This window comes from Bacillus sp. FSL R9-9410 (assembly GCF_038050385.1).
Taxonomy (GTDB): Bacteria; Bacillota; Bacilli; order Bacillales; family Bacillaceae_G; genus Bacillus_A; species Bacillus_A cereus_U.
Genome location: NZ_JBBOTV010000001.1, coordinates 67613 through 87816 on the forward strand (window position 1 = coordinate 67613; position 20204 = coordinate 87816).

Sequence of the window (20204 nt, forward strand, 5' to 3'; positions counted from 1 at the left end):
TTAGACACGGTTATTTCATTAGGCTACTTGATCCAAATGAGTCCGGTATTGTACCGGGCTCATTTTTAATTTTGCCTTAATCCGTTTCTTATTATAATAATCTATATATTTTTCTAATTCTATTTTAAAATGCTCTATACATTCAAATTCTTTTATATAGAGGAACTCCGACTTCATAATCCCAAAGAAATTCTCTATTACTGCGTTGTCGTAACAGTTTCCTTTTCGAGACATACTCTGTACGATAGCTCTTGATTCAAGTGTACGGACGTACTGTCTCATTTGATAATGCCATCCTTGATCCGAATGCATCAGTAGCTGGTGGTTTTCAGGTAAACGTTCTAATGCTTTCTCTAACATCTCTGAAACAAGTGAATACGTCGGTCTAGAACCAATTGTATAGGTAATAATTTCACCATTATACAAGTCTAATACAGGTGATACATACAGTTTTTCTCCAAACAATTTAAACTCTGTGATGTCTGTTACCCATCTTTGATTCGGTGCATCTGCATAAAAATTACGCTCTAAAATATTGGGTGCAATTTTACCGACTTTCCCTTTATAGGATTTATATTTCTTCATACGCACAACACACTTTAATCCAAGCTCTTTCATAATACGTTGCACCTTTTTGTGATTCACTTTCTGACCACGATTCGTTAACTCATCACGAATACGACGGTAGCCATAACGACCTTCATTCTCCTCATAAATCGCTTTAATCTCAGCTTTCAAATCGGCATCTACATCTGGGCGATTCATTTTCTTTACTAAATCATAATACGTGCTTCGTGGAATATTAGCTAACTCCACGAGTGCCTTCACCGAATATTTATGCCTTAATTCATAGACTACTTGCGCTTTGTCTTGTTTAGTGACTTTTCCTTGTTTTGAACTAAGGCATTCAACTTTTTTAAGTACTCATTTTCCATTTCAAGCTGTTTAATACGTGCTTCAAGTGCTTCGACTGACCCTTTAGCTAAAGCTTGTTTTAATTGTTTATTTGAATCTTGTTTCATGGATGGACGCCCCTTTTTCTTAGATTGAAGGGCATCAATTCCTTGTGTTTCGAGTTGTTTTTTCCAAACAGAAATCGTTGAAGGGGCAGGAATGTTAAAGATAGCTGCCGTCTCAAATAAGGACATACCGTTTTCAATCATAAAGTTTAGTACGTCTAGTTTAAATTGTTGTGTGTAATTTGTACATCGTTTTAGAAAAGCTTCCACACCATTCTGCTTATATTGGTTTACCCAATTCAAAATGATTGTGCCACTTATACCGATCGCTCTACCCATTTCTCGATAACTTTCATTTCCGTTCAAATAACGTAGAACGATTTGTATTTTTTCATCAGCTGTAAATTTAGCCATAGAAAAACTGCACCTCCAGTTGTTAGACTGTGTCTAACAATTGGGGTGCAGTTCATAATTAAGCGCTCTTCTTTTTTGTATTCATTTGATAAGCACCGATGCTTTTGAATAAGCGTGGTGAAGTTGTAAATAAAAGAATTAGTAATACAGTACATAGTATGAAAGAACCGATCATTGTACTGCCGTTTACAATTAATGAATATAAGACAGCTGATTGTCCTTTAGGTGCATATTGACCAAAGAAAATAATACCAGCAATAAAGTGACAGAAATAGCGTGCAAAGCTGCCGACAAATGTGGCAAGGATAATGTAAACGAGTGCTTTTTTTCCTTTGTTTTGTTTTGGTTTATCTTTGCGACTACCAAAACTTGAATGCTTTGCATCACTGTTGTCTGAGGCAAGTGCTTTTTGAATTGGACGATAGAATAAACCAGCAAAGCCGATAAAGGCAAAGGCAACGAAGTACTCAATAAATGCTTGCACTGGTGTTAAAATGTAGGCATTACCTACGACGATTTGTAATAGCCCCCAAATTAAGCCTCCTAAGAAAGCACTTTTGAAGCCCCAGCGGTATGCAATAATAAAAATAGGAATCATAGCAAATGAGATGGAACCGCCTGTTGGAAGTTTAAGTGATAATGGTAAAATGTCGATAATCAAGGCGAAGGCTGCAAGAATAGCAGATTCGATCATCGCTTGTAAATTGGTGTTACGCATGTTGTCTCCCCCTAAATCCAAGTTGCACAAAAAAGAACATTATCATAGGAGGATACGAAATACGTAAATAAAAAAGAGGTATGTATTTCGGACGTTTGCACAATCCCTGCGTTAGCATTAACTAACAGGTTCAAAGGGTCGGAACGAAATGTTCCCTCTCAGCGGTAAGGCTCCCCCTGCGATAACGAGATTCTTTATTTGTTATTGTTTATTGTAAGCGAAATGGATGAGAATGGCAAACAAATACCTTATGACAATTATTGAAATAGAATTGTATTGAAATGTTAATAAATATGAAGTGAAAAGGTATAGTCCAAGTGAAATAGAGTATGATATAATCTTTTTGAAAATAATTATCATTCTCTTCTGAGGGGGAAGGTTATGAGCTTAGTAGATATTAAAATTGGTGAGAAAGTGTTAGTAAAAAGTATTCAGTCGTTAGATCAGTTATTAAAGCGTAGACTGGCTGCTTTCGGCCTCGCGGAAGGAAGCGAACTTCGCCTGAAACAGAAAGCGATGTTTAAAGGTCCTTGTACATTGGAGTGTCGTGGACAGTTAATTAGTATTCGTCATTGTGACGCGAAAATGATAAAGGTGGAATTAGCGTGAATAAGGTAGCTTTGCTAGGGAATCCGAATACAGGGAAAACATCATTATTTAATGCACTGACTGGTTCTTATGAGTATGTAGGAAACTGGAGCGGTGTAACAGTAGAAAAGAAGGTTGGTAAATTAAAAGATAAGCAAGGAACATTAATTGATTTACCAGGCGTCTATGATTTGAATCCAGTTTCACGTGATGAAGGTGTCGTTACGAATTTTCTACTAACAGACGAATTTCATCATATGTTAAATATAGTGGATTCTTCTCAATTTGAGCGGAATATGCATTTAACATTGCAATTACTTGAATTTGGTAAGCCCGTTTCAATTGGTTTAAATATGGTTGATGTGGCAAAGCAAAGAGGAATTGTGATTAATGTAAAACGGTTATCAGAAATATTAGGTGTAACAGTCGTTCCTGTCATCGCAAGAACTGGAAAAGGCTGTGAAGAATTACTTACTACTCTTCATGAAGAGAAACAAAAAGAGAAAAAGCCATTCATTATTTCATATGGTGTACAAATGGATGAAGGAATTGGAGAGATAATTGCTCTTTTAGAGACAGCGAATTATGAGCATCCGAGATGGTTAACCCTACAATTTCTAAGCAATAACGAAGTAGTAGAAAAAGAAATGAAAGCACTACCAATTTATAAGGAACTTATAGCCATTCGATCTCGTTTAGATGGAAAACTTGATTGTACGTTAGAAGAGCACATTTACAAGACTCGTGAAGCGTATATTGAAAAGTTAAAAACAAATGTTATGCAGCATGAGAAAGAAGGGAAAATTCCTTTTTCGGAAAAAATCGATAGGTTAATTACACATAAAATTTTAGGACTTCCAATCTTTTTAGCAGTTATGTTTTTTATTTTTCAGGTTACGTTTACGTGGATTGGTACACCTTTATCTGATATGCTTGATGGATTTTTTGGCGGACAACTTACTGATTGGGTTACAGCTGGGCTCACAAGTGTTGGCGCTTCTGACTTTATTCAAGCACTCGTTACAGAAGGTATTATTGCTGGAGTTGGTGCGGTATTAGTATTCGTTCCACAAATCTTTGCACTATTCTTCTTCATTTCATTATTAGAAGACTCAGGATATATGGCACGAATTGCAGTTGTTATGGATAGAATTATGGAGTTTTTCGGTTTAAACGGAAAAGCGTTCATTCCGATGATTATCGGCTTTGGATGTAACGTTCCAGGTATTATGGCAGCGAGAACGATTGAACAAGAAAAAGAACGTTTACTTACAGTTCTTGTAACACCATTTATGTCTTGTTCAGCACGTTTACCTGTATATGCATTATTTGCGGGAGTTTTCTTCCCTAATAGTCAGGCAACTGTTGTGTTCTCTTTATATATCGCAGGTATTGTTCTTGCGTTACTCGTTACAAAAATTATGTCTCTTACTATTTTAAAAGCGGAAAAATCTATTTTTGTCATTGAACTACCGCCATACCGTGTGCCGCAAGCGAAAACGTTATGGCTCAGCACGTGGGAGAAAGGTAAAGGATTTGTTCGTAAAGCAGGTACATTCATCTTCGGTGGTTCTGTTGTCATTTGGTTATTAAACTATGCAGGTCCATCAGGATTTGGTGTTGATATGGGAGACAGTTTCTTAGCGATGATTGGTGGATTTATCGCACCACTTTTTGCACCGCTCGGTTTTGGAACGTGGCAAGCTGCGGCATCCCTTTTAACAGGATTTTTAGCGAAAGAAGTTGTCGTTTCTACAATGGCAATTATTTATGCGGTTAAAGAAGATGTGCTAGGAAATGTAATGGGAGCACATTATACTGCGCTATCAGCCTATGCATTTATGTTCTTTATTTTATTATATGTTCCGTGCTTAGCCACAGTAGCTGTCATTAAACGTGAAACAGGGTCGATGAAATGGACAGTTTTCTCTGTCATTTATCCGCTCGTTGTTGCTTATGTATTAACGCTCATTATATACCAAGTTGGATCCTTACTCGGATTCTAGAAGGAGATGTATCGCGGTGATGGTCAATATTATAATTGGAGCTATCATTTTTGGTTATGCAGCATATACGTTAGTTAATTTTGTAAAGAGAAGTAAAAAAGGCAAATGTGCAGCATGCTCTTTAAGTAAGTCATGTCAATCGCAAACTTGTAGTCCAGATATGGAGCAAATTGCTCATAAATAGAAAAAAGCTTTGCGAATTTCGCAAAGCTTTTTTCTTTATTTTTTAATTTTTACAAGTTGTGATGCTTCTACTCCATTTGCTCCAGGTAATTCTTTGCTAGGGTCTTTATCAAACTTCAGTACACCTACAGATTTCTCTTCACCTTTCACATTTCCATATGTCGCATCATCAACGATGGCGAACATATCTGCATAAGAACGGCCATCACCGATAATTGTATTACCTTCATAGTTTAATTTTGAACCATCAAGTGTAGCATTTTCTACTTTATCTTTTGCGAATAATACACCTTGCTCTGTTGTTACAGCTGGTAATTTATCAATTGCTTTTGTGTCGTCATTTTTATCGACTTTTTTCAGTAATTCTTTCTTAACAAACTCTTCACCAGTTTTCTTATCCATTACAAGAACTTTTTTATCTTCAAGTGTTGTAAGTTTCATTTTATACATATCTTTTTCTTTTACTTCTTTTTTGTTTTTATCTGCAATTTGCGTGACTTGCTCTTCTGTTCCATATAATACAAAGCCGTTTGCTTTTTCTCCTTTTATATGTTTTATAGTAAATACAGTTTCTGTATTAGTCCTTACAGTATGAGAAGCTTTTTTGCTATTCCGTTGCTTCTGGTATTAGTGTATAAGAAATATTGAAACGTAACTATCGAGTTAGCTTACAGTAACATTACAATTATGTAATTTAGTGAAATCGCGCAAAAATAAGTTAATTTTGGAGGCAGAAATAATAAGGATATAGTAGGAATACAATATTCTATATGGAATGTCATATTATATTGGCTGTATTTTGGAAATAACATGTAAGGAAATCTTAGTTTTGTTATAATAAACACATAGGTTGTAAAAATGAATATTCTTACTGAAAAGGGAGATTTTTAATTTTCCAAGTAGTGAATTTGAAATATGAGGTATATCATAGGAGGAATTTGGATGTCTGTATTTAAACGATTAAGAGATTTAACAATGTCGAATGTGTATTCATTAATTGAAAAAGCTGAAGATCCAGTTAAGATGACGGATCAATATTTACGCGATATGCAAGCGGATGTACAAGAAGCTGAGAAAAGTGTAGCAGCTCAAATCGCACTTGAGAAGAAATTCAAAATATTATTTGAAGAGCAAGAAGCACTTGTGAAAAAACGTGAAGAGCAAGCTCATATGGCTGTTCAAGCTAGCAACTTAGATCTTGCGCGCCGTGCTCTAGAAGAAAAACAAAATGCAGAGCAAAAGATGAATGAGTATAAAGCAAGCTATGAACAAAACAAAGCTGCTGCTGATAATCTTCGCCTTAAGCTAGAAGAAATGCGTAAGCAATTAACAGAGCTGAAAAATAAACGTGAAACACTTGTAGCGCGTGTAAATGCAGCGAAAGCACAAAAGAATATTAATCAGGCGATGTCTGGATTCGATTCAAATTCAGCAAAAGCTGGTTTAAGCCGTATGGAAGAGAAAGCACTTCAACTAGAGGCTGAAGCAGAAGCAAGCGGTGAAATTTACAAGAAAGAAAAGTCGTTAGATGATGAGTTCGCAAGCTTAAACAAAAATTCTGTTGTTGACGATGAATTAGCTCGTATTATGAAGCAGTACGAGAAATAATATAGAATAGACAAAGAAACCGACATGTCTGAAGAGAATTCATGTCGGTTTTCTATTACTATTTTAGAGGAGGTTGTGTAATGACGTGGATGAATGTTTTAGCTATGCTTGTATGGACTGGAGCGAGTGCGGTACTTTTATTTGCAATTATGTGGGTTGATTCGATTTTTACAAAATACAATGATTTAAAAGAAATAAAAAATGGAAACACAGCAGTGACAACACGTTTCGTTATGAAATTATTCGCTCAAGGATACATTTTGTCACAATCGATTACGAAAGCAAATGATTTATGGCAGGCGCTTCTTGCCTCCGCAGTTTCTTTCGCTATTTTATTAGTTGTAGAAATGTTCATTGAGTTTGTGTTAAAGAAAATGTCTGGTTTAGATTTAGAAGAAGGAACGAAAGAAGGCAGCGTAGCACATGCGCTGTTAGCTGGTTCATTACATATCGTTGGGGCACTTATTTTAGGTGCTTGTTTATAAAGAGAAAAGGAGGGGTAGATTGTGAGCTTATTTAAACGTATTAAAAATATAATGAAAAGCCCAGAGCCGCCGAAACCAGAAAAGAGTCTTTTGACGTTAGCTCCTGGCGATATGATTGAAGTGTCGTTAGTCATGTACGAATTAACTGGGAAAACGAGCATGCATTCTCGTAAAGAGATTGTTTTAACTTTGCAGGACGGGAAAGATATTCGTTATTTGAAGATTGAAGACCGTGAAAATACGTATTACAAATTGTATACACCGATTGATGGTCGTTTAGATTCAATCGATGAAATTCCGACGACGATTGAAATGGATGATATAGAGTATCATATGGAAGAACAATATAATGGACGTGTTGTTGTTATGGGGAAAACGCCATTCGCTGCTTCAGAGGAACAGCACGTATGGGAATTCCAGTCTGACAACCGCAAATTATTACGTGTTGAATGGCAAAATGGTCGCACAATGATGTATGAGGGAGAAGCAATTATTCCTGCTGATGTACAAATCATAAGAGCAACATAAGGGGGCGTAATCATGTCAAACCGATTGTTTACCATGATTAAATCGTTCGTAATCCCTATACTTGCTATCGTTACATTACTTGTTATTGCCGGTTATGCTTTATCGGGCTGTCAAAGTGGTCAGGCGAAGTCAATTCAGGACCGTTATCCACTAGAGTCTGTCGCAAAGGATGGTAAACAAGAATCTTACGTGTATAGGGCCGCCAATCGGTCAGTTCCTGAAGTTGCAAAGGAACTTATAGCCGAAAGGAAACCGAAACAAGCATCTAAAGAAGACGAAAATCAAATGTTCCTCGTTTATTCTGATAAAATGTATAATTTACAAAAGGATAAAGAGAAACCATCTGATACGTTAATTGAAATAAGTAATGAAGAATTTGTCCGTCAAAATTACCAACCATCCTTCTTACAAGGATATATTATGGGGAGTATATTAAACGATATATTCGGTTCAAGAAAATCATCATACGGTGATTATCGCGGATATAATGACAGACAAAATCATAAACCGGTTATCCCGGAAAGACCACCTACGAAAGAAGAAAAGAAAATCCCGCCTCCAATTACGAAGGAAGGGAAAGGATCTATTATTAAGCGAGGCGATAATGTAGATCCGAAATCATCTGTAGGTGATAAAGGAAGTATTACGGAAAAAGGAAGTAACAAGACGCCTCCGCCTTCTACCGGAAGCAAAGGGAAAATCACGAAAAATCCAGGTGGCTCGAGCGGATCTGATGTGAAGCCGAAATCATCTATTAAAACGCCACCAAAGAATACGTCTCCCCCGAAAACAAGGGTTGGCGGTTCAGGGAAAATTTCGAAGAGAAGATAAAGTGAAACTTTAATCAGTGGGGATGAACAAAACCCCCACTGATTATAGTTTCACTTTATAGTAGGTATTCTATGGATAATATGTACATGTACTCTTTTTCTGTATATTCCGCTTCGCTTTCAACATGAAGTGAACGCCTTTCAAAAGTATGTAGATTGGATTAAAAGAGGAGGAAGATGGGGGGAGTAAAATTATATCGGTGATTATTGAAATATATCGACCGCAACTCCAAATATATCAGCGATTATTAGAATATATCGACTTACCGACAAAAACTGACAACGATAGTAACTTAATAATAAGAAGAGGCTGTGCCAAAATTTTGGTACAGCCTCTTTTTTCATAAGGATTAATGAATATCACGTTTCTTGAAATTACCGCCTTTTACTTCTGCTACGTCATAAACTGTAATAAAGGCATTAGGATCGATTTCATTAATAAGGTCTTTCATTTTACTTTCTTCTAAACGGTTAATTACACAAGAGATTTCTTTAAATTTCTCTCTTGAATAACCGCCGTAAACTTCATTGTATGTCGCGCTTCGGCCTAAACGATCACGAATTGTTTCAACCATTAGTTCAGGTTCTTTTGTGATGATTTTAAATGTTTTCGAACCACTTAAACCAACTTCAACGATATGAATCACTTTAGAAGCGATAAAGTAAGCAATCGCCGAAAGGATAGCTCCTTGAAGACCAAATACTGTTGAAACAAAAATAAAGACAAACATATTTAAGAATAAAATAAGGTCACTTGTTCCAAATGGTAACTTTCTAGAAAGTAATACGGCTAGCATATCGATTCCATCTAATGCCCCGCCGTTACGTAATGCGAGTCCCATACCGAAACCGATAATAATACCACCAACAACAGTAATTAAAAGCGTATCGCCTTCAATAATTGTTGGTACTCCGTGCATGAGAACGGTACCTACTGCTAACGAAGCAATCCCGATAATTGAGTAAAGCGCAAAGCTTTTACCGATTTGTTTATATCCTAACCAAACGAAAGGGATGTTAACGACTGCGATTAGAAGTCCTAATGGTAATCCAAATAATCTTGAACTAACGATGCTTAAACCAGTTACACCACCGTCGGATACGTTGTTTGGAATTAATACAGCTTCTAATCCGTACGCTGTGATAAGTGCTCCAATAATAATCATCAAAGCTTTTGAAGCGATTTTTAGCTTATTGGGCTTGTTTTTGATAATTTTCTCCATGTAATTTCCTCGTTTCAAACTAGTTTCTTATTTGTTACGTAATTCACACCTAAATTTCATTTTAACATTTAATTTGAAAAAATTCTCCTTTAATGGATGTATGCAGGGAATATTATCACCATATTACCTTTAAAATATTTTTGAAATGAGTATAAGAAATCCCATCCTTTCAAAGGATGGGAGGCTATTAAGAAATTATAAAACTAAGCACGGATAGGAATAAAGCGAATCCTAAAATAGCTCCGCAAACTTTCATATGACGTTTACGTCCCATTACGACAATCGCAACATATTCACGAATCATTGCGTTAGGCCAGTAATAAAACGCAGTTTTGGATCCAATTCCTTGGCTATTAAGACCAGCTTGTCTTGCATATATACCAGCACGGAAAAGGTGGAAATTGTTCGTTGTAAAAATACTTCTATACTTATCTTCAGGCTTTAAAGAATCCATAATTTCTTTAGAGAACGACATATTTTGATATGTGTTTACAGAGCGATTTTCTTGCACTGTATGTTCAAGAGGAATTCCTTTTTCAACAGCGTACTTTTGCATCGCTTCTGCTTCTGGAAGGCCTTCATCCGGACCTTGTCCACCAGAGAAAATGATTGTTGGTGGTGTATTCACAGCAGCTTGTTTCCAATAAAAGTCGATTGCTTTATTAATACGACTTGCAAGTAAAGGCGGTACTTTATCATTAATTAAGCCGCTACCAAGAACGATGATGAAATCTTGATTACGTCTTGGTCTGTTGAATTGGTATAAAAAATAAGCGGTTAAGAAGTTAGATAAGTGTATAAAGAAATATAAAGTTATAAGAGAAATACCAGCGAAAATAGGCCTTAAATGTGATGAGAATAAACTTGCTGGATTTATAATAGGGAGTAACATCAAGAATAAAATCCCTAAAGCAGCAATGAGTGTTAAACAGTTAGTGAAACGTCTTCCTTCTCGTTTCATTAAAATTCTTGCGTTAAGAAATAACCCAAACATTAAAGCAACAATACCGAAAGGAATCATAATGATAAGTGCTAAAATAGGTAAAAACATGATGTAGTATAGATTAGCATTACCTGAGTCATAAGCTGCAAGCATACAAAAAAGAAGGAAAAAACAGAAAAAGGCATTAAATAAAAAGCCGTTTATTATTTTTCGTGGATCCTTTAAGTAAGAGATAAGAAAAATAATAAATAATATAAGAGGAATAATTCCGAAATACATAAATATAGTACACCTCAATTTTTATAATGTTTTTATTGCAACCTTAATACTACATGATTTTGAAGTTATTAATAATAAAAATAAAGATTTGGAATTTTCTTGAAGATAATATGGATAGGTATGATAAAATGCATTCAAGGCGGTATATGAAAAGTGAAGTGGTTGAAGAGGCACTCTGCGGAGTGTCTTTTTATGAAAAGTATGAAAGTTGTCTTCTTTGAAGGCAACTTTTTGTTGTTTAGTATAGATAGTTTTTACTGTTGGTATAGTGGAAACTATCTATACTAAAGATTAGAAATCTTCCGTATAAATATTATCAATTTACTATATATTCCAGTGGTGTTAAGTTAAATATGAAAGGCTTTCTTTTTCAAAATATTACCCCTAATAAATTTTTGAAAAAGTCAACTGTCTCTAAAATTGCCATTCATGCTTAGAGAAAAAGCACTCTTTTGAGTGCTTTTTCTTATTGAAACATGCTATTTTTTTAGGCAGTTTTCATAAAATGAAAGTAACGAAATGAAAGTAGGTGATAAAATGCCAGCTATTGTTGAAGGGGTTATTATTGAGAACTGTAACGGGACAATCAACTTAGGTGATAAATATAACGTACATCCGATTGAAAAAACGAAAGCTTATAACGGATCAGGATCTTCAAATACGGGACTAAATGTGAGGACATTCAGTGGTATTAGTACGGCAGATGTAACGGATAACGATGTGTATGATCAAGTAATTCAATCTACGTTATAATTTTATATGTAAAATTGCATAAAGTGATGTGTTTGCTCTGTGATACAATTTAGTTGTGAGCTGTTAGTGATTCTTCTTTATCATAGTTGTTAGATTAGAAATGTAACATCTTATCGAAAATCATACGTATAAGAAAAAAGACACTTCGCTCGAAGTGTCTTTTTCATTTTAGTGATACCCTTTAGCAGAGTCTTTATGAATTTTATTTTTAAATATGCTGTAGCTCCAAAGCTGATATCCAATAACGATTGGTACCATGACGATTGCAACGAAGAACATAATTTTTAAGTTTAATTCACTACCGGCTGCGTTATATAACGTTGTACTGTATGCGTCGTTAATACGTGATGGTAACATTCTCGGGAACATACCTGCAAAACCAGTTGTCATAAACATTGCGATTGTTAAGCAAACGAATGTGAATGCAAGGCCGATTTTATGTTTGTACACCATAATAAGTGCGAGTACACTCATTAACATTGCAAGTACTGGAAGAATGAATAGTACAGGATATTCCGTGAAGTTTTGAAATAAATTTGTACGATTTGCAGTTGCGACATAGAAGATAGCTAAAATGATAGCAGCTGCCATCGAAAATGGTCTTGCGATTTTATAAGCACGATCAGATACTTCGCCAGTTGTTTTAATCATAATCCAAAGGGCACCAGATACGACGAATATAGCAGTGAAGAAAAGACCACCTAAAATACCATAATGGTTTAGTAAGCTAAGTAAAGTTCCTTCATAACCATCTTTTCCGATTTGCAGCCCGTAATACAGGTTAGCGAATGTAACACCGAATAAAAAGGCGATTAGGAAACTACCAATTGTAAATGCCCATTTACAAGTTTTTTGCCAAATTGGTGAATCGTCTTTATGCATAAATTCAAGTCCAGCGGCACGAGCAAATAGTGCAAGTAATACTAAAAATAGTGGCGTATACAGGTAACTAAACATATTTGCATATGTGATTGGGAAGGCAGCGAATGTTGCGCCACCAGCTGTAATTAACCATACTTCATTACCACCCCAGAACGGGCCAATAGCTTCTTGTAATTGATTTCGTTCTTGTCGGTCTTTCGCAACGAATGGGAAAATCATCCCGTTACCGAGTGCGTAGCCATCAAGAATGAAGTAAACTGTCCAAATTACGCCCCATAAACCGAACCAGATGACTGCAAGCATATCATGAGACATGAGCTGTACCTCCTTCAGTAGCAGGTTCTTCTAATGCAGCTGGTCCTTTTTTCGCGAACTTCAGCATTAAGTATACGTCTGCAATTAAGAGTAGAGTGTAGAACAATATTAAACTAATTAATGAGAACCAAATTTGTGGAACTGATATAGGTGACACAGATTCTGCTGTACGCATTAGTTTATAAACTGTCCACGGTTGACGACCTACTTCAGCAACAATCCAACCAGCGTTAATTGCAATATAAGGAAGTAAGACAGACCACATTGTAATTTTTAAATAACGTTTTGAGTTTTCTAGTTTTCCTTTTCGGTTTAAATAGAAACCGAACCAAGTTAATGCCATAAAGAACATGCCAAGTGCAACCATTAAGCGGAAGCTATAGTACACGAGGTTAACATTTGGACGATCTTCTTTCGGAATATCTTTTAAACCAACAATTTCTCCATCAAATGAGTTTGTATAGAAGAAACTTCCGAGTTTTGGAATTGTAAGTAGTTCAAAGTTCTTTTCATTTTTCACATCAGGAATTTGAATGATTGAGAAGCCCTGTCCTTTTCCAGTTTCCCAAACAGCTTCCATTGCAGCTCCTTTTGCTGGTTGATACTTAGCTGCTGATACACCGGATTGATGTCCCATAAAAGGTGTAATAGTTGCTGCGAATAACCCTAACATTAAACCAAACTTAAATGATTTTTTGAAGAATTCCACTTCATTTTTACGTAGTAAGTGATATGCACTAATTGCCATAACGAAGAAAGCACCGACAATATAACAACTAATTACAGTGTGGAAGAACATATTCCATGCGTATGGATTTGTAACAAGAGCCCAGAAGTCATTTAATTCAGCGCGGCCGTTACGTACTACGTAGCCAACAGGATTTTGCATAAAGCCGTTTGCTGTAATAATCCAAAGGGCAGAAATATTTGTTCCAAGTGCAACCATCCACATACAGAAAGCACGGAATTTTGGTGAGATTTTGTCTTTACCGAATAACCATATTCCCATGAAAGTAGATTCTAAGAAGAATGCAACGAGTGCTTCGATTGCGAGAGGTGATCCGAAAATATCTCCCATATATTTGGAGTACTCAGACCAGTTTGTTCCAAATTGGAATTCCATCGTAATCCCGGTTATAATCCCCATTACGAAGTTAATTGTAAATAATTTACCCCAGAAATTTGCCATTTTGCGGTATGTTGGATTCAATGTGCGGGCGTATTGAGTTTCCATACATGCTACTAAAATAACAAGTCCGATTGTCAAAGGTACAAATAAAAAGTGATAAAAAATAGTAGTTGCAAATTGAAAACGACTCAGTAACAGAACGTCGGACATAATAAATATTCACTCCTTTTTTACATTATCTACAATCAGTTTATAGTGAAAATACGTTTAAATTATGTGAGACTTGTTACAAAGGTGTGTGTATATTTTGAAAGAATTATGTCGATTATCTGAAAATATCCTATTTTTACTATAAAGCAATATCCTTTTTGAGTTTTTTAAATTTTGGTACACTACATATGTAATGTAAATGAGAGAAAAGAGGGTTTTTACTATGAAGTCATTAGAAGAGATTTTACAATACAATGAAAAATTCGTTGAAGAGAAAAAATATGAAGAGTATGAAACAGGAAAATTTCCAAATAAAAAAATGGTAATTATCTCTTGTATGGATACTCGTCTTGTTGAACTATTACCGAAAGCGATGAATATGCGTAACGGTGATGTAAAAATTATTAAAGTAGCAGGCGCTGTTATTTCTCATCCATTCGGAAGTATTATGCGTAGTATTTTAGTTGCTGTATATGAACTTGGTGCTGAAGAAGTATGTGTAGTTGGCCACCATGATTGCGGTATGGCTAAAATGCAAGCAAGCAGTACAATTGAGAAAATGAAAGAGCGCGGCGTAACAGAAGAGAAATTAGATACACTTCGTTATTCTGGAATCGATTTAGAAAGATTTTTACAAGGGTTCTCTAGTGTAGAAGAAAGTGTAGAACATAGTGTGTCAATACTTCGCAACCATCCGTTACTTCCGGAAGAAGTACCTGTTCACGGTCTTGTTATAGATCCTGACACAGGAAAATTAGATTTAGTTGTGAATGGTTACGAAAATTAAGAATGTATATTGTCATCCTTTTTATCTGGGACAGGATCAAATCCTCCTGGGTGGAAAGGGTGACATTTTAATATACGCTTACAAGTAAGCCAAAAGCCTTTGAGTGCACCATGTTTTTGAAACGCCTCTAATCCGTAATGAGAACAAGTTGGATGAAAGCGGCAAGTTGGTGGTGTCATCGGAGAAATGAACTTTTGATAAAAGCGTATAATCCCAATAAAAATCTGTTTCATAATGGTCTCCTTTTCAGCATAGTCTTAAAGTATTATAGCACGACTGTACATAATACTTTACTAATGTTGATTTCCGTTATATCATATTGGATATAACGGAATTAAATTAAAAGCGGGAGAGATGTTGTATGCCATCAGTAGAAAGCTTTGAATTAGATCATACGATTGTAAAGGCACCTTATGTAAGACATTGCGGAGTTCACAATGTAGGTAGTGACGGTATTGTAAATAAATTTGATATTCGTTTTTGCCAACCGAATAAACAAGCAATGAAACCAGATGTTATTCATACGTTAGAACATTTATTAGCATTTAATTTACGTAAATATATTGATCGTTATCCGCATTTTGACATTATAGATATTTCACCGATGGGTTGCCAAACAGGATATTATCTTGTAGTAAGCGGAACACCGACAGTTCGAGAAATTATTGATTTATTAGAACTAACATTAAAAGACGCGGTTCAAATTATAGAAATTCCAGCTGCAAATGAAACACAGTGTGGCCAAGCGAAGCTTCACGACTTAGAAGGAGCAAAACGCTTAATGAACTTCTGGTTAAGCCAAGATAAAGATGAACTTGAGAAAGTGTTTGGATAGAAGGAAAAAACTGCCTGTGAAAGGGCAGTTTTTTTATTTTGTTAAGAGAAAACTTGCTCTTCTTTTTATGAAAGTATACTAGACACCCCAACATATAAAATAAAGGCAGAACCGAGAAAATAAACAAATGCTTTTGCTTTTTGCTGTTGTTTTATTTCATCAATTCCAAAAAGGATAAACATAATACTTAAAAGGATAAATACGAATGGTAAAAGCATAGAGAAGTTTGCAAAGAGGTTAAGTAGAGCGAGAATAAGAGCGATAGTAGCTATTATAATTCGAAAGTTTTTTAACATGAAATCCTCCTTAGTAGAAGTATTGTTATCGAGAGACAAGAATAAGAATGACAATAATTAAAGTAAAGACGCCAGAAAAGAAAGAGATTGTACTATTTACTTTATTTTGTTTCTGTTTTTCTTCTGCGCTCATGATGAAAGTCATAATAGATAAGGCAATAAGCATATAGGGCATCGTAACAAGTGAGTTTGTAAACATTCCGGATAGAGCGAGAGCGATGACGATAAGAGCGGATATAATGCGAAATGTTTTTAGCATACAAATCTCCCCCTTTTTTCAAAAGTATCCTCTATTTTATTAAGTGCTTATAAATGCTACATGGGTCGAAATTTTATTTTACATGTAGCGAAAGTAGTTCGATATTAAAAAGAAGAATATAAGACTGGAAACGAAAAAATATGGAATACTCATTGATTTCCGTCCGGATTTCAGTTCATTAATTCCTAGAAGAATAAAGGAACAACTGAGAATAAATTGCATGTATGGAAGAAGTGTGAAATTATCGGTAATAAGAGAGTAAGTGCAAAGAGAGATTCCGAGAAGCATGAAAAGCATAAGAAAAATCCGTAATCCAGTTAGCATTGTATACCTCCTTTTAAATAGACTATTTAACGAAATATTTCTGAAAATCCAAGCAGTAAAGCACCAGCGCCAGCTATGAAAGCAAGTGTGCCACTAGATTGTCTCTGTTTCTTTATTTCTTCTAGACCTATAGTGAAAGTCATCAAACCTAAGAAAATGAACATGTAAGGCATAATGTCTCTGTTGCCGCTGATAAAACTATAGATTGCTATAGATAAAGCGATAAGTGAAAAAGTAATTCGAAATCCTTTTAACATAAAGGACCCTCCTTCTATTTTATGTAGGTAATGATGAGAACAAGCCAGATGAAAGCACCAGCAACAATAAAAATAAAACCGGTTCCTGAATCCTTCTTTTTTATTTGCTCAATAGCGATGAGAAACATTAAGGCCCCTAATAGAAATTGTGAAAGTGGTAGAAAGTTATTTTGACCTGTATAGAGCCCAATTGCTGACATAATTATTACAGTGAGTGCGATAATGATGCGAAGTATACGAAGCATACTATGAGTCCTCCTTATTATTTTTTGCATACGGATTATCTTCGGGTTTATCAACGGAATGTTTGTAAGAATAGCCTTTATTAATCGTCATAACGGAGAGTACTAGTACGACTAGGACGATTATAATACCGATAATTACTATTTTAAGCATAAAACCCCTCCTTTTCTTTATTTTACATAATTTTGTAATTGATGAAAACAATAGAAATTAAAAGGATGAAAGAAGGGTGTTACATGGAGAATAAAAAAACATATTATATATCAGTTGGAAATGGTCAAATTTCACAAGTGAAGACGGCGGATACGTATAATTTTGAAATTTATGCAAATGACGAAGAGATTACGGAGTTAAGAGAGTATTTTGATCAAGCGTATGAAGAGGACTTAGGTTCGTATGTACGCTCCCACGTTCCATTCGTTGAGTATCATCATGATTCGAATAATGATCGATATGATGAACAACTACAAAAAGCATATAAAATGATTTATGATCTAGGGAATCATGAAACGAAAGAATTAGTCGCGCAAATGGGAATAATCAATGGATTGTAATTGGATAATATTATGCAGAAAAGCGAGAATATGCTACAATTTGTGGTAGGAAAAACTTGTAATCATCAATAGGGGAGTAATGGCATGTACAAATTTAAAGATTATTACCACAACACTGTACAATTATCGTTTGAACGTTACCCATTTTCTCCTGAGCCAAAGCATGTTTGGGTTGTATGCCGGTACGGGGATCAATGGTTATTAACGCATCATTTACGCCGTGGTCTTGAATTTCCAGGTGGTAAAGTAGAACTCGGGGAAACACCGGAAGAAGCGGCAGTTCGAGAAGTTCATGAGGAAACCGGCGGCATAGTTTCTGATTTAACTTACTTAGGGCAATACAAAGTATCCGGAAAAGACAAAATAATCATTAAAAACATTTATTTTGCAACAATTAGTGCGGTAGAGCAACATACGCATTACGAAGAAACGAAAGGGTCTGTTTTATTAAAAAACATTCCTGATAATATTAAAACTGATAGAAAATTTAGCTTTATTATGCGCGATGATGTATTAGCGCGTACGATGAAACATATAGAAGAAATCGGCTGTTTTACGAAGTAAAGTGGCCGGTTTCTTTTTTTGTGTTCAAAATAAATGTAAATATATCTTCACATTTATTTTGGTAATATTATACAATTTTGTAAAGGCATATTTACGTTTTAGGAGGGGAAAAGATGGATAAAAGAAAAGAAACGACTGTTTCTGTTTCTATGTTCAAATTAAATGTATATGTGTTTATTATAATGATCCCTGTGATGATTGGAATTAGCTATTTACATACACTGCTTTCTGAAGAATTTCAAATCGAAATTACTTTACCGATAATGTTTCTTTTTGTAATTGCAATGATTGTTCTCGTATGTATTCATGAGGCATTACATTTAATAGGGTTTAGGTATATCGGAGGAGTTCCATGGAGTGAGTTGAAATGGGGCGTCAATTTGAAATTAGGTATTGCATACGCTCATGCTAAAAAACCAATTACAGTAAAGCATATGAAGAAAGTGTTAATGTTGCCACTTGTACCAACTGGAATTTTACCAATTATAATTGGATTAGCTATGAATTTTCCGACTCTCTCATTTTTAGGTATTTTACTAACAGCAGGTTGCATCGGTGACCTTGTCCTTTATCAAAAAGTCTCAAAATTTCCAGACGATGCACTAGTTATGGATCATCCGAGCAAACCGCAGTTTACAGTATATGAATAATAAAAGGAGGCGCTTTTGAACAACAGCCTCCTTTTATTATTGTCAGTTTTTGTCGGTAAGTCGATATTCTTTGTCGAATCGCTGATAAAAGTGGAGTTATCGCTGATAAATTTTAAAAATCGCCGATAAAAGTGGAGTTATCGCCGATAAATTCGAAAAATTGCTGATAAAGTGAAATTTATTATCGCATATTTGTGAAAAAATGATTATCATATTTTTGTAGACTGTAACGACGGAGGTTCATATGAAAGAACTGTATGGGAAATTAGTTTGTTTTATACTTTCAATTGGCTTAGTAGCTGGATGTGATATGGCGGAGCAAACTGCGAAAAGAGAGAAAAAAGATGTGTGCGAAACGACAGAAGAATGCACACAAATAGGTGATGAGACGCTTCAAAAAGTATATAAAAAGATAGATGGACTTTCAGAACTTGAAGTACTAGAGGATTATGATTTAGAAGGACATTCAAGTAATGATATGAAAGAAGCGGAAATGAAAAAAGAGGATGATGAAAATTATTTCTTTTTAGCTTCTTATTATATTGATGGTGATGAAATTGTAGATCCTTATTTCGATAAACTAGATCGCAAACGATTGAATAAGGTTTTTGCGGAGGATAAGGACGCGAAAGAAGAAGTATTAAAGCAACGTCAAGATAGAGGGTATCATGAATCGTTATGGGATATGTACAGTACTCTTATTCCAGCTAAGTATCGCACTGACATAAAAGAGTTTGATATGGTAACAGATGGATACGATGGAATTGTAGCTCATGTTATGCCGAGTATGGAGTATCCGAAAGAGTGGACTATTAGTTTAGATACGCTTGATTCTGCAGTAAATATCGATCAAGTGATGAAAACATTAATACATGAGACGGCTCACGTATTGACGCTGGGACATAAACAAATACCAGTAAATGAAAAATACTTAAAGGCTTTTGAAGAAGATAAAGATATTTCATCATACCAAAATAAATGTAAATCTCTTTTCTTACAAGAAGGATGTGCGAAGGAGAGCTCTTATATAAATCAATTTTATAATTTGTTCTGGAAACCAATTGATCAGGAGTGGACAGAAAAGAAAGTGGAAGAAAGCGAAGAAGCTCAAATTGAATTTTTTAAGGAAAAGCAGGGTGAGTTTGTTTCACTGTATGGGACGACAAATGTAGCAGAGGATATTGCGGATACATTTACAGCGTTTATTTTACAAGATTCAAAAAAGATGAAAGAAGGAACAGAATTAAAATATAAAAAAATTGCCTTCTTCTATCAATTCCCCGAGCTTGTAAAAATGAGAGCGGAAGTGTTAGCGGGATTATATGATATTTCAAGGGATATAGAGCAGTCATAGTTTAGTGGTAATTATTTGTTGGTAAGTC

The 20204-nt window shown here is 35.2% G+C and carries 26 protein-coding genes, 1 pseudogene and 1 riboswitch; of the genes and pseudogenes, 14 read left to right on the top strand and 13 right to left on the bottom strand.

Translation table 11 applies throughout. The features are described 5' to 3' along the window. Positions 1 to 18: 18 nt before the first annotated feature. Together MKX77_RS00410 and thiT are read right to left on the bottom strand one after the other, a co-directional pair. Positions 19 to 1373 (bottom strand): IS3 family transposase gene (locus MKX77_RS00410; RefSeq protein ID WP_341305526.1). Its coding sequence is split into 2 segments (ribosomal slippage): positions 19 to 920 and positions 920 to 1373, totalling 1356 coding nucleotides; the frame shifts between segments, so codons are not numbered across the junction. Between the two features lie 58 nt (positions 1374 to 1431). Then, on the bottom strand, positions 1432 to 2091 hold the full coding sequence (gene thiT, locus MKX77_RS00415) for an energy-coupled thiamine transporter ThiT (RefSeq protein WP_341305527.1): 660 nt from the start codon (positions 2089 to 2091) through the stop codon (positions 1432 to 1434). Between the two features lie 85 nt (positions 2092 to 2176). Beyond that, positions 2177 to 2278, bottom strand: a riboswitch (TPP riboswitch). 194 nt (positions 2279 to 2472) lie between these two features. Here thiT and MKX77_RS00420 point away from each other — a divergent pair. From MKX77_RS00420 to MKX77_RS00430, 3 genes are read left to right on the top strand one after another with little or no spacing between them, the layout of a single operon-like run. Beyond that, the gene (locus MKX77_RS00420) at positions 2473 to 2700 is read left to right on the top strand and encodes a FeoA family protein (RefSeq protein WP_000060512.1); all 228 of its coding nucleotides are present in this window, start codon (positions 2473 to 2475) and stop codon (positions 2698 to 2700) included. Then, complete coding sequence (gene feoB / locus MKX77_RS00425) at positions 2697 to 4685, top strand: ferrous iron transport protein B (RefSeq protein WP_341305528.1); 1989 nt, start codon at positions 2697 to 2699, stop codon at positions 4683 to 4685. Before MKX77_RS00420 ends, feoB begins: the two co-directional genes overlap by 4 nt. 16 nt (positions 4686 to 4701) lie before the next feature. Further along, positions 4702 to 4869, top strand: a complete 168-nt coding sequence (locus tag MKX77_RS00430) for a FeoB-associated Cys-rich membrane protein (RefSeq protein ID WP_000989601.1) — start codon at positions 4702 to 4704, stop codon at positions 4867 to 4869. A 35-nt stretch (positions 4870 to 4904) separates the two neighbouring features. On the opposite strand, the pseudogene MKX77_RS00435 reads toward MKX77_RS00430, so the two are convergent. Then, positions 4905 to 5411 (bottom strand): annotated as a pseudogene (locus MKX77_RS00435) (lipoprotein BA_5634 family protein); the annotation flags it as partial. Between the two features lie 399 nt (positions 5412 to 5810). Between MKX77_RS00435 and MKX77_RS00440 the strand changes: the two are divergent. The 4 genes from MKX77_RS00440 to MKX77_RS00455 all read left to right on the top strand — a co-directional run bounded on the left by MKX77_RS00440 (position 5811) and on the right by MKX77_RS00455 (position 8320). After that, complete coding sequence (locus MKX77_RS00440) at positions 5811 to 6476, top strand: PspA/IM30 family protein (protein ID WP_002015754.1); 666 nt, start codon at positions 5811 to 5813, stop codon at positions 6474 to 6476. 80 nt (positions 6477 to 6556) lie between these two features. Continuing rightward, positions 6557 to 6961, top strand: coding sequence for a DUF350 domain-containing protein (locus MKX77_RS00445; protein WP_215554529.1), 405 nt, complete (start codon positions 6557 to 6559; stop codon positions 6959 to 6961). 21 nt (positions 6962 to 6982) lie between these two features. After that, positions 6983 to 7489 carry a DUF4178 domain-containing protein gene (locus MKX77_RS00450; protein WP_215554528.1) on the top strand — a complete coding sequence of 169 codons (507 nt, stop codon included), beginning with the start codon at positions 6983 to 6985 and terminating at the stop codon, positions 7487 to 7489. Between the two features lie 12 nt (positions 7490 to 7501). Then, on the top strand, positions 7502 to 8320 hold the full coding sequence (locus MKX77_RS00455; protein WP_341305529.1) for a DUF4247 domain-containing protein: 819 nt from the start codon (positions 7502 to 7504) through the stop codon (positions 8318 to 8320). Between the two features lie 349 nt (positions 8321 to 8669). Here the strand turns inward: MKX77_RS00455 and MKX77_RS00460 are convergent, their stop codons facing one another. Then, the gene (locus MKX77_RS00460) at positions 8670 to 9542 is read right to left on the bottom strand and encodes a YitT family protein (RefSeq protein WP_341305530.1); all 873 of its coding nucleotides are present in this window, start codon (positions 9540 to 9542) and stop codon (positions 8670 to 8672) included. A 187-nt stretch (positions 9543 to 9729) separates the two neighbouring features. Beyond that, positions 9730 to 10764, bottom strand: coding sequence for a YdcF family protein (locus MKX77_RS00465; protein WP_215554524.1), 1035 nt, complete (start codon positions 10762 to 10764; stop codon positions 9730 to 9732). A 519-nt stretch (positions 10765 to 11283) separates the two neighbouring features. Here MKX77_RS00465 and MKX77_RS00470 point away from each other — a divergent pair. Next, positions 11284 to 11517: a spore germination protein gene (locus MKX77_RS00470; protein ID WP_002015747.1), complete on the top strand. Its 234-nt coding sequence runs from the start codon at positions 11284 to 11286 to the stop codon at positions 11515 to 11517. A gap of 168 nt (positions 11518 to 11685) precedes the next feature. On the opposite strand, the gene cydB is transcribed toward MKX77_RS00470, so the two are convergent. Both cydB and cydA read right to left on the bottom strand, forming a co-directional pair. Continuing rightward, positions 11686 to 12714 (bottom strand): cytochrome d ubiquinol oxidase subunit II, encoded by a 1029-nt coding sequence (gene cydB, locus MKX77_RS00475; RefSeq protein WP_193657390.1) that lies wholly within the window; start codon positions 12712 to 12714, stop codon positions 11686 to 11688. Further along, on the bottom strand, positions 12704 to 14053 hold the full coding sequence (cydA, locus tag MKX77_RS00480; RefSeq protein ID WP_341305531.1) for a cytochrome ubiquinol oxidase subunit I: 1350 nt from the start codon (positions 14051 to 14053) through the stop codon (positions 12704 to 12706). The genes cydB and cydA overlap by 11 nt, the downstream gene beginning before the upstream one ends. Before the next feature lie 223 nt (positions 14054 to 14276). On the opposite strand from cydA, the gene MKX77_RS00485 reads away from it, so the two are divergent. Further along, a complete protein-coding gene (locus tag MKX77_RS00485) occupies positions 14277 to 14840 on the top strand; it encodes a beta-class carbonic anhydrase (RefSeq protein ID WP_341305532.1) in 564 nt (187 codons plus the stop codon). On the opposite strand, the gene yidD is transcribed toward MKX77_RS00485, so the two are convergent. Then, positions 14837 to 15073 carry a membrane protein insertion efficiency factor YidD gene (gene yidD / locus MKX77_RS00490; RefSeq protein WP_341305533.1) on the bottom strand — a complete coding sequence of 79 codons (237 nt, stop codon included), beginning with the start codon at positions 15071 to 15073 and terminating at the stop codon, positions 14837 to 14839. The genes MKX77_RS00485 and yidD overlap by 4 nt on opposite strands. A 128-nt stretch (positions 15074 to 15201) precedes the next feature. Here yidD and luxS point away from each other — a divergent pair, with 128 nt between their 5' ends. Continuing rightward, positions 15202 to 15675: an S-ribosylhomocysteine lyase LuxS gene (gene luxS / locus MKX77_RS00495; protein ID WP_193648300.1), complete on the top strand. Its 474-nt coding sequence runs from the start codon at positions 15202 to 15204 to the stop codon at positions 15673 to 15675. A gap of 65 nt (positions 15676 to 15740) precedes the next feature. Here the strand turns inward: luxS and MKX77_RS00500 are convergent, their stop codons facing one another. The 5 genes from MKX77_RS00500 to ytzI all read right to left on the bottom strand — a co-directional run bounded on the left by MKX77_RS00500 (position 15741) and on the right by ytzI (position 17207). After that, positions 15741 to 15971, bottom strand: coding sequence for a YczI family protein (locus MKX77_RS00500; protein ID WP_002112459.1), 231 nt, complete (start codon positions 15969 to 15971; stop codon positions 15741 to 15743). A gap of 25 nt (positions 15972 to 15996) precedes the next feature. Continuing rightward, on the bottom strand, positions 15997 to 16230 hold the full coding sequence (locus MKX77_RS00505; RefSeq protein WP_215554518.1) for a hypothetical protein: 234 nt from the start codon (positions 16228 to 16230) through the stop codon (positions 15997 to 15999). Between the two features lie 350 nt (positions 16231 to 16580). Beyond that, positions 16581 to 16811, bottom strand: coding sequence for a YczI family protein (locus MKX77_RS00510; protein ID WP_341305534.1), 231 nt, complete (start codon positions 16809 to 16811; stop codon positions 16581 to 16583). Between the two features lie 14 nt (positions 16812 to 16825). Beyond that, on the bottom strand, positions 16826 to 17056 hold the full coding sequence (locus MKX77_RS00515) for a DUF3953 domain-containing protein (RefSeq protein ID WP_341305535.1): 231 nt from the start codon (positions 17054 to 17056) through the stop codon (positions 16826 to 16828). Position 17057: 1 nt separating this feature from the next. After that, a complete protein-coding gene (ytzI, locus tag MKX77_RS00520) occupies positions 17058 to 17207 on the bottom strand; it encodes a YtzI protein (RefSeq protein WP_215554515.1) in 150 nt (49 codons plus the stop codon). A gap of 83 nt (positions 17208 to 17290) precedes the next feature. Here ytzI and MKX77_RS00525 point away from each other — a divergent pair, with 83 nt between their 5' ends. The 4 genes from MKX77_RS00525 (at position 17291) to MKX77_RS00540 (ending at position 20176) form a co-directional block, all read left to right on the top strand. Beyond that, positions 17291 to 17608 carry a hypothetical protein gene (locus MKX77_RS00525; RefSeq protein WP_002089150.1) on the top strand — a complete coding sequence of 106 codons (318 nt, stop codon included), beginning with the start codon at positions 17291 to 17293 and terminating at the stop codon, positions 17606 to 17608. An 84-nt stretch (positions 17609 to 17692) separates the two neighbouring features. Then, a complete protein-coding gene (gene mutTA, locus MKX77_RS00530; protein ID WP_000276388.1) occupies positions 17693 to 18172 on the top strand; it encodes an antimutator 8-oxo-(dGTP/GTP)ase in 480 nt (159 codons plus the stop codon). A 113-nt stretch (positions 18173 to 18285) separates the two neighbouring features. After that, the gene (locus MKX77_RS00535; RefSeq protein WP_341305536.1) at positions 18286 to 18822 is read left to right on the top strand and encodes a DUF3267 domain-containing protein; all 537 of its coding nucleotides are present in this window, start codon (positions 18286 to 18288) and stop codon (positions 18820 to 18822) included. A gap of 244 nt (positions 18823 to 19066) precedes the next feature. Next, positions 19067 to 20176 carry a recombinase family protein gene (locus MKX77_RS00540; RefSeq protein WP_341305537.1) on the top strand — a complete coding sequence of 370 codons (1110 nt, stop codon included), beginning with the start codon at positions 19067 to 19069 and terminating at the stop codon, positions 20174 to 20176. The last annotated feature ends 28 nt before the right edge of the window (positions 20177 to 20204 follow it).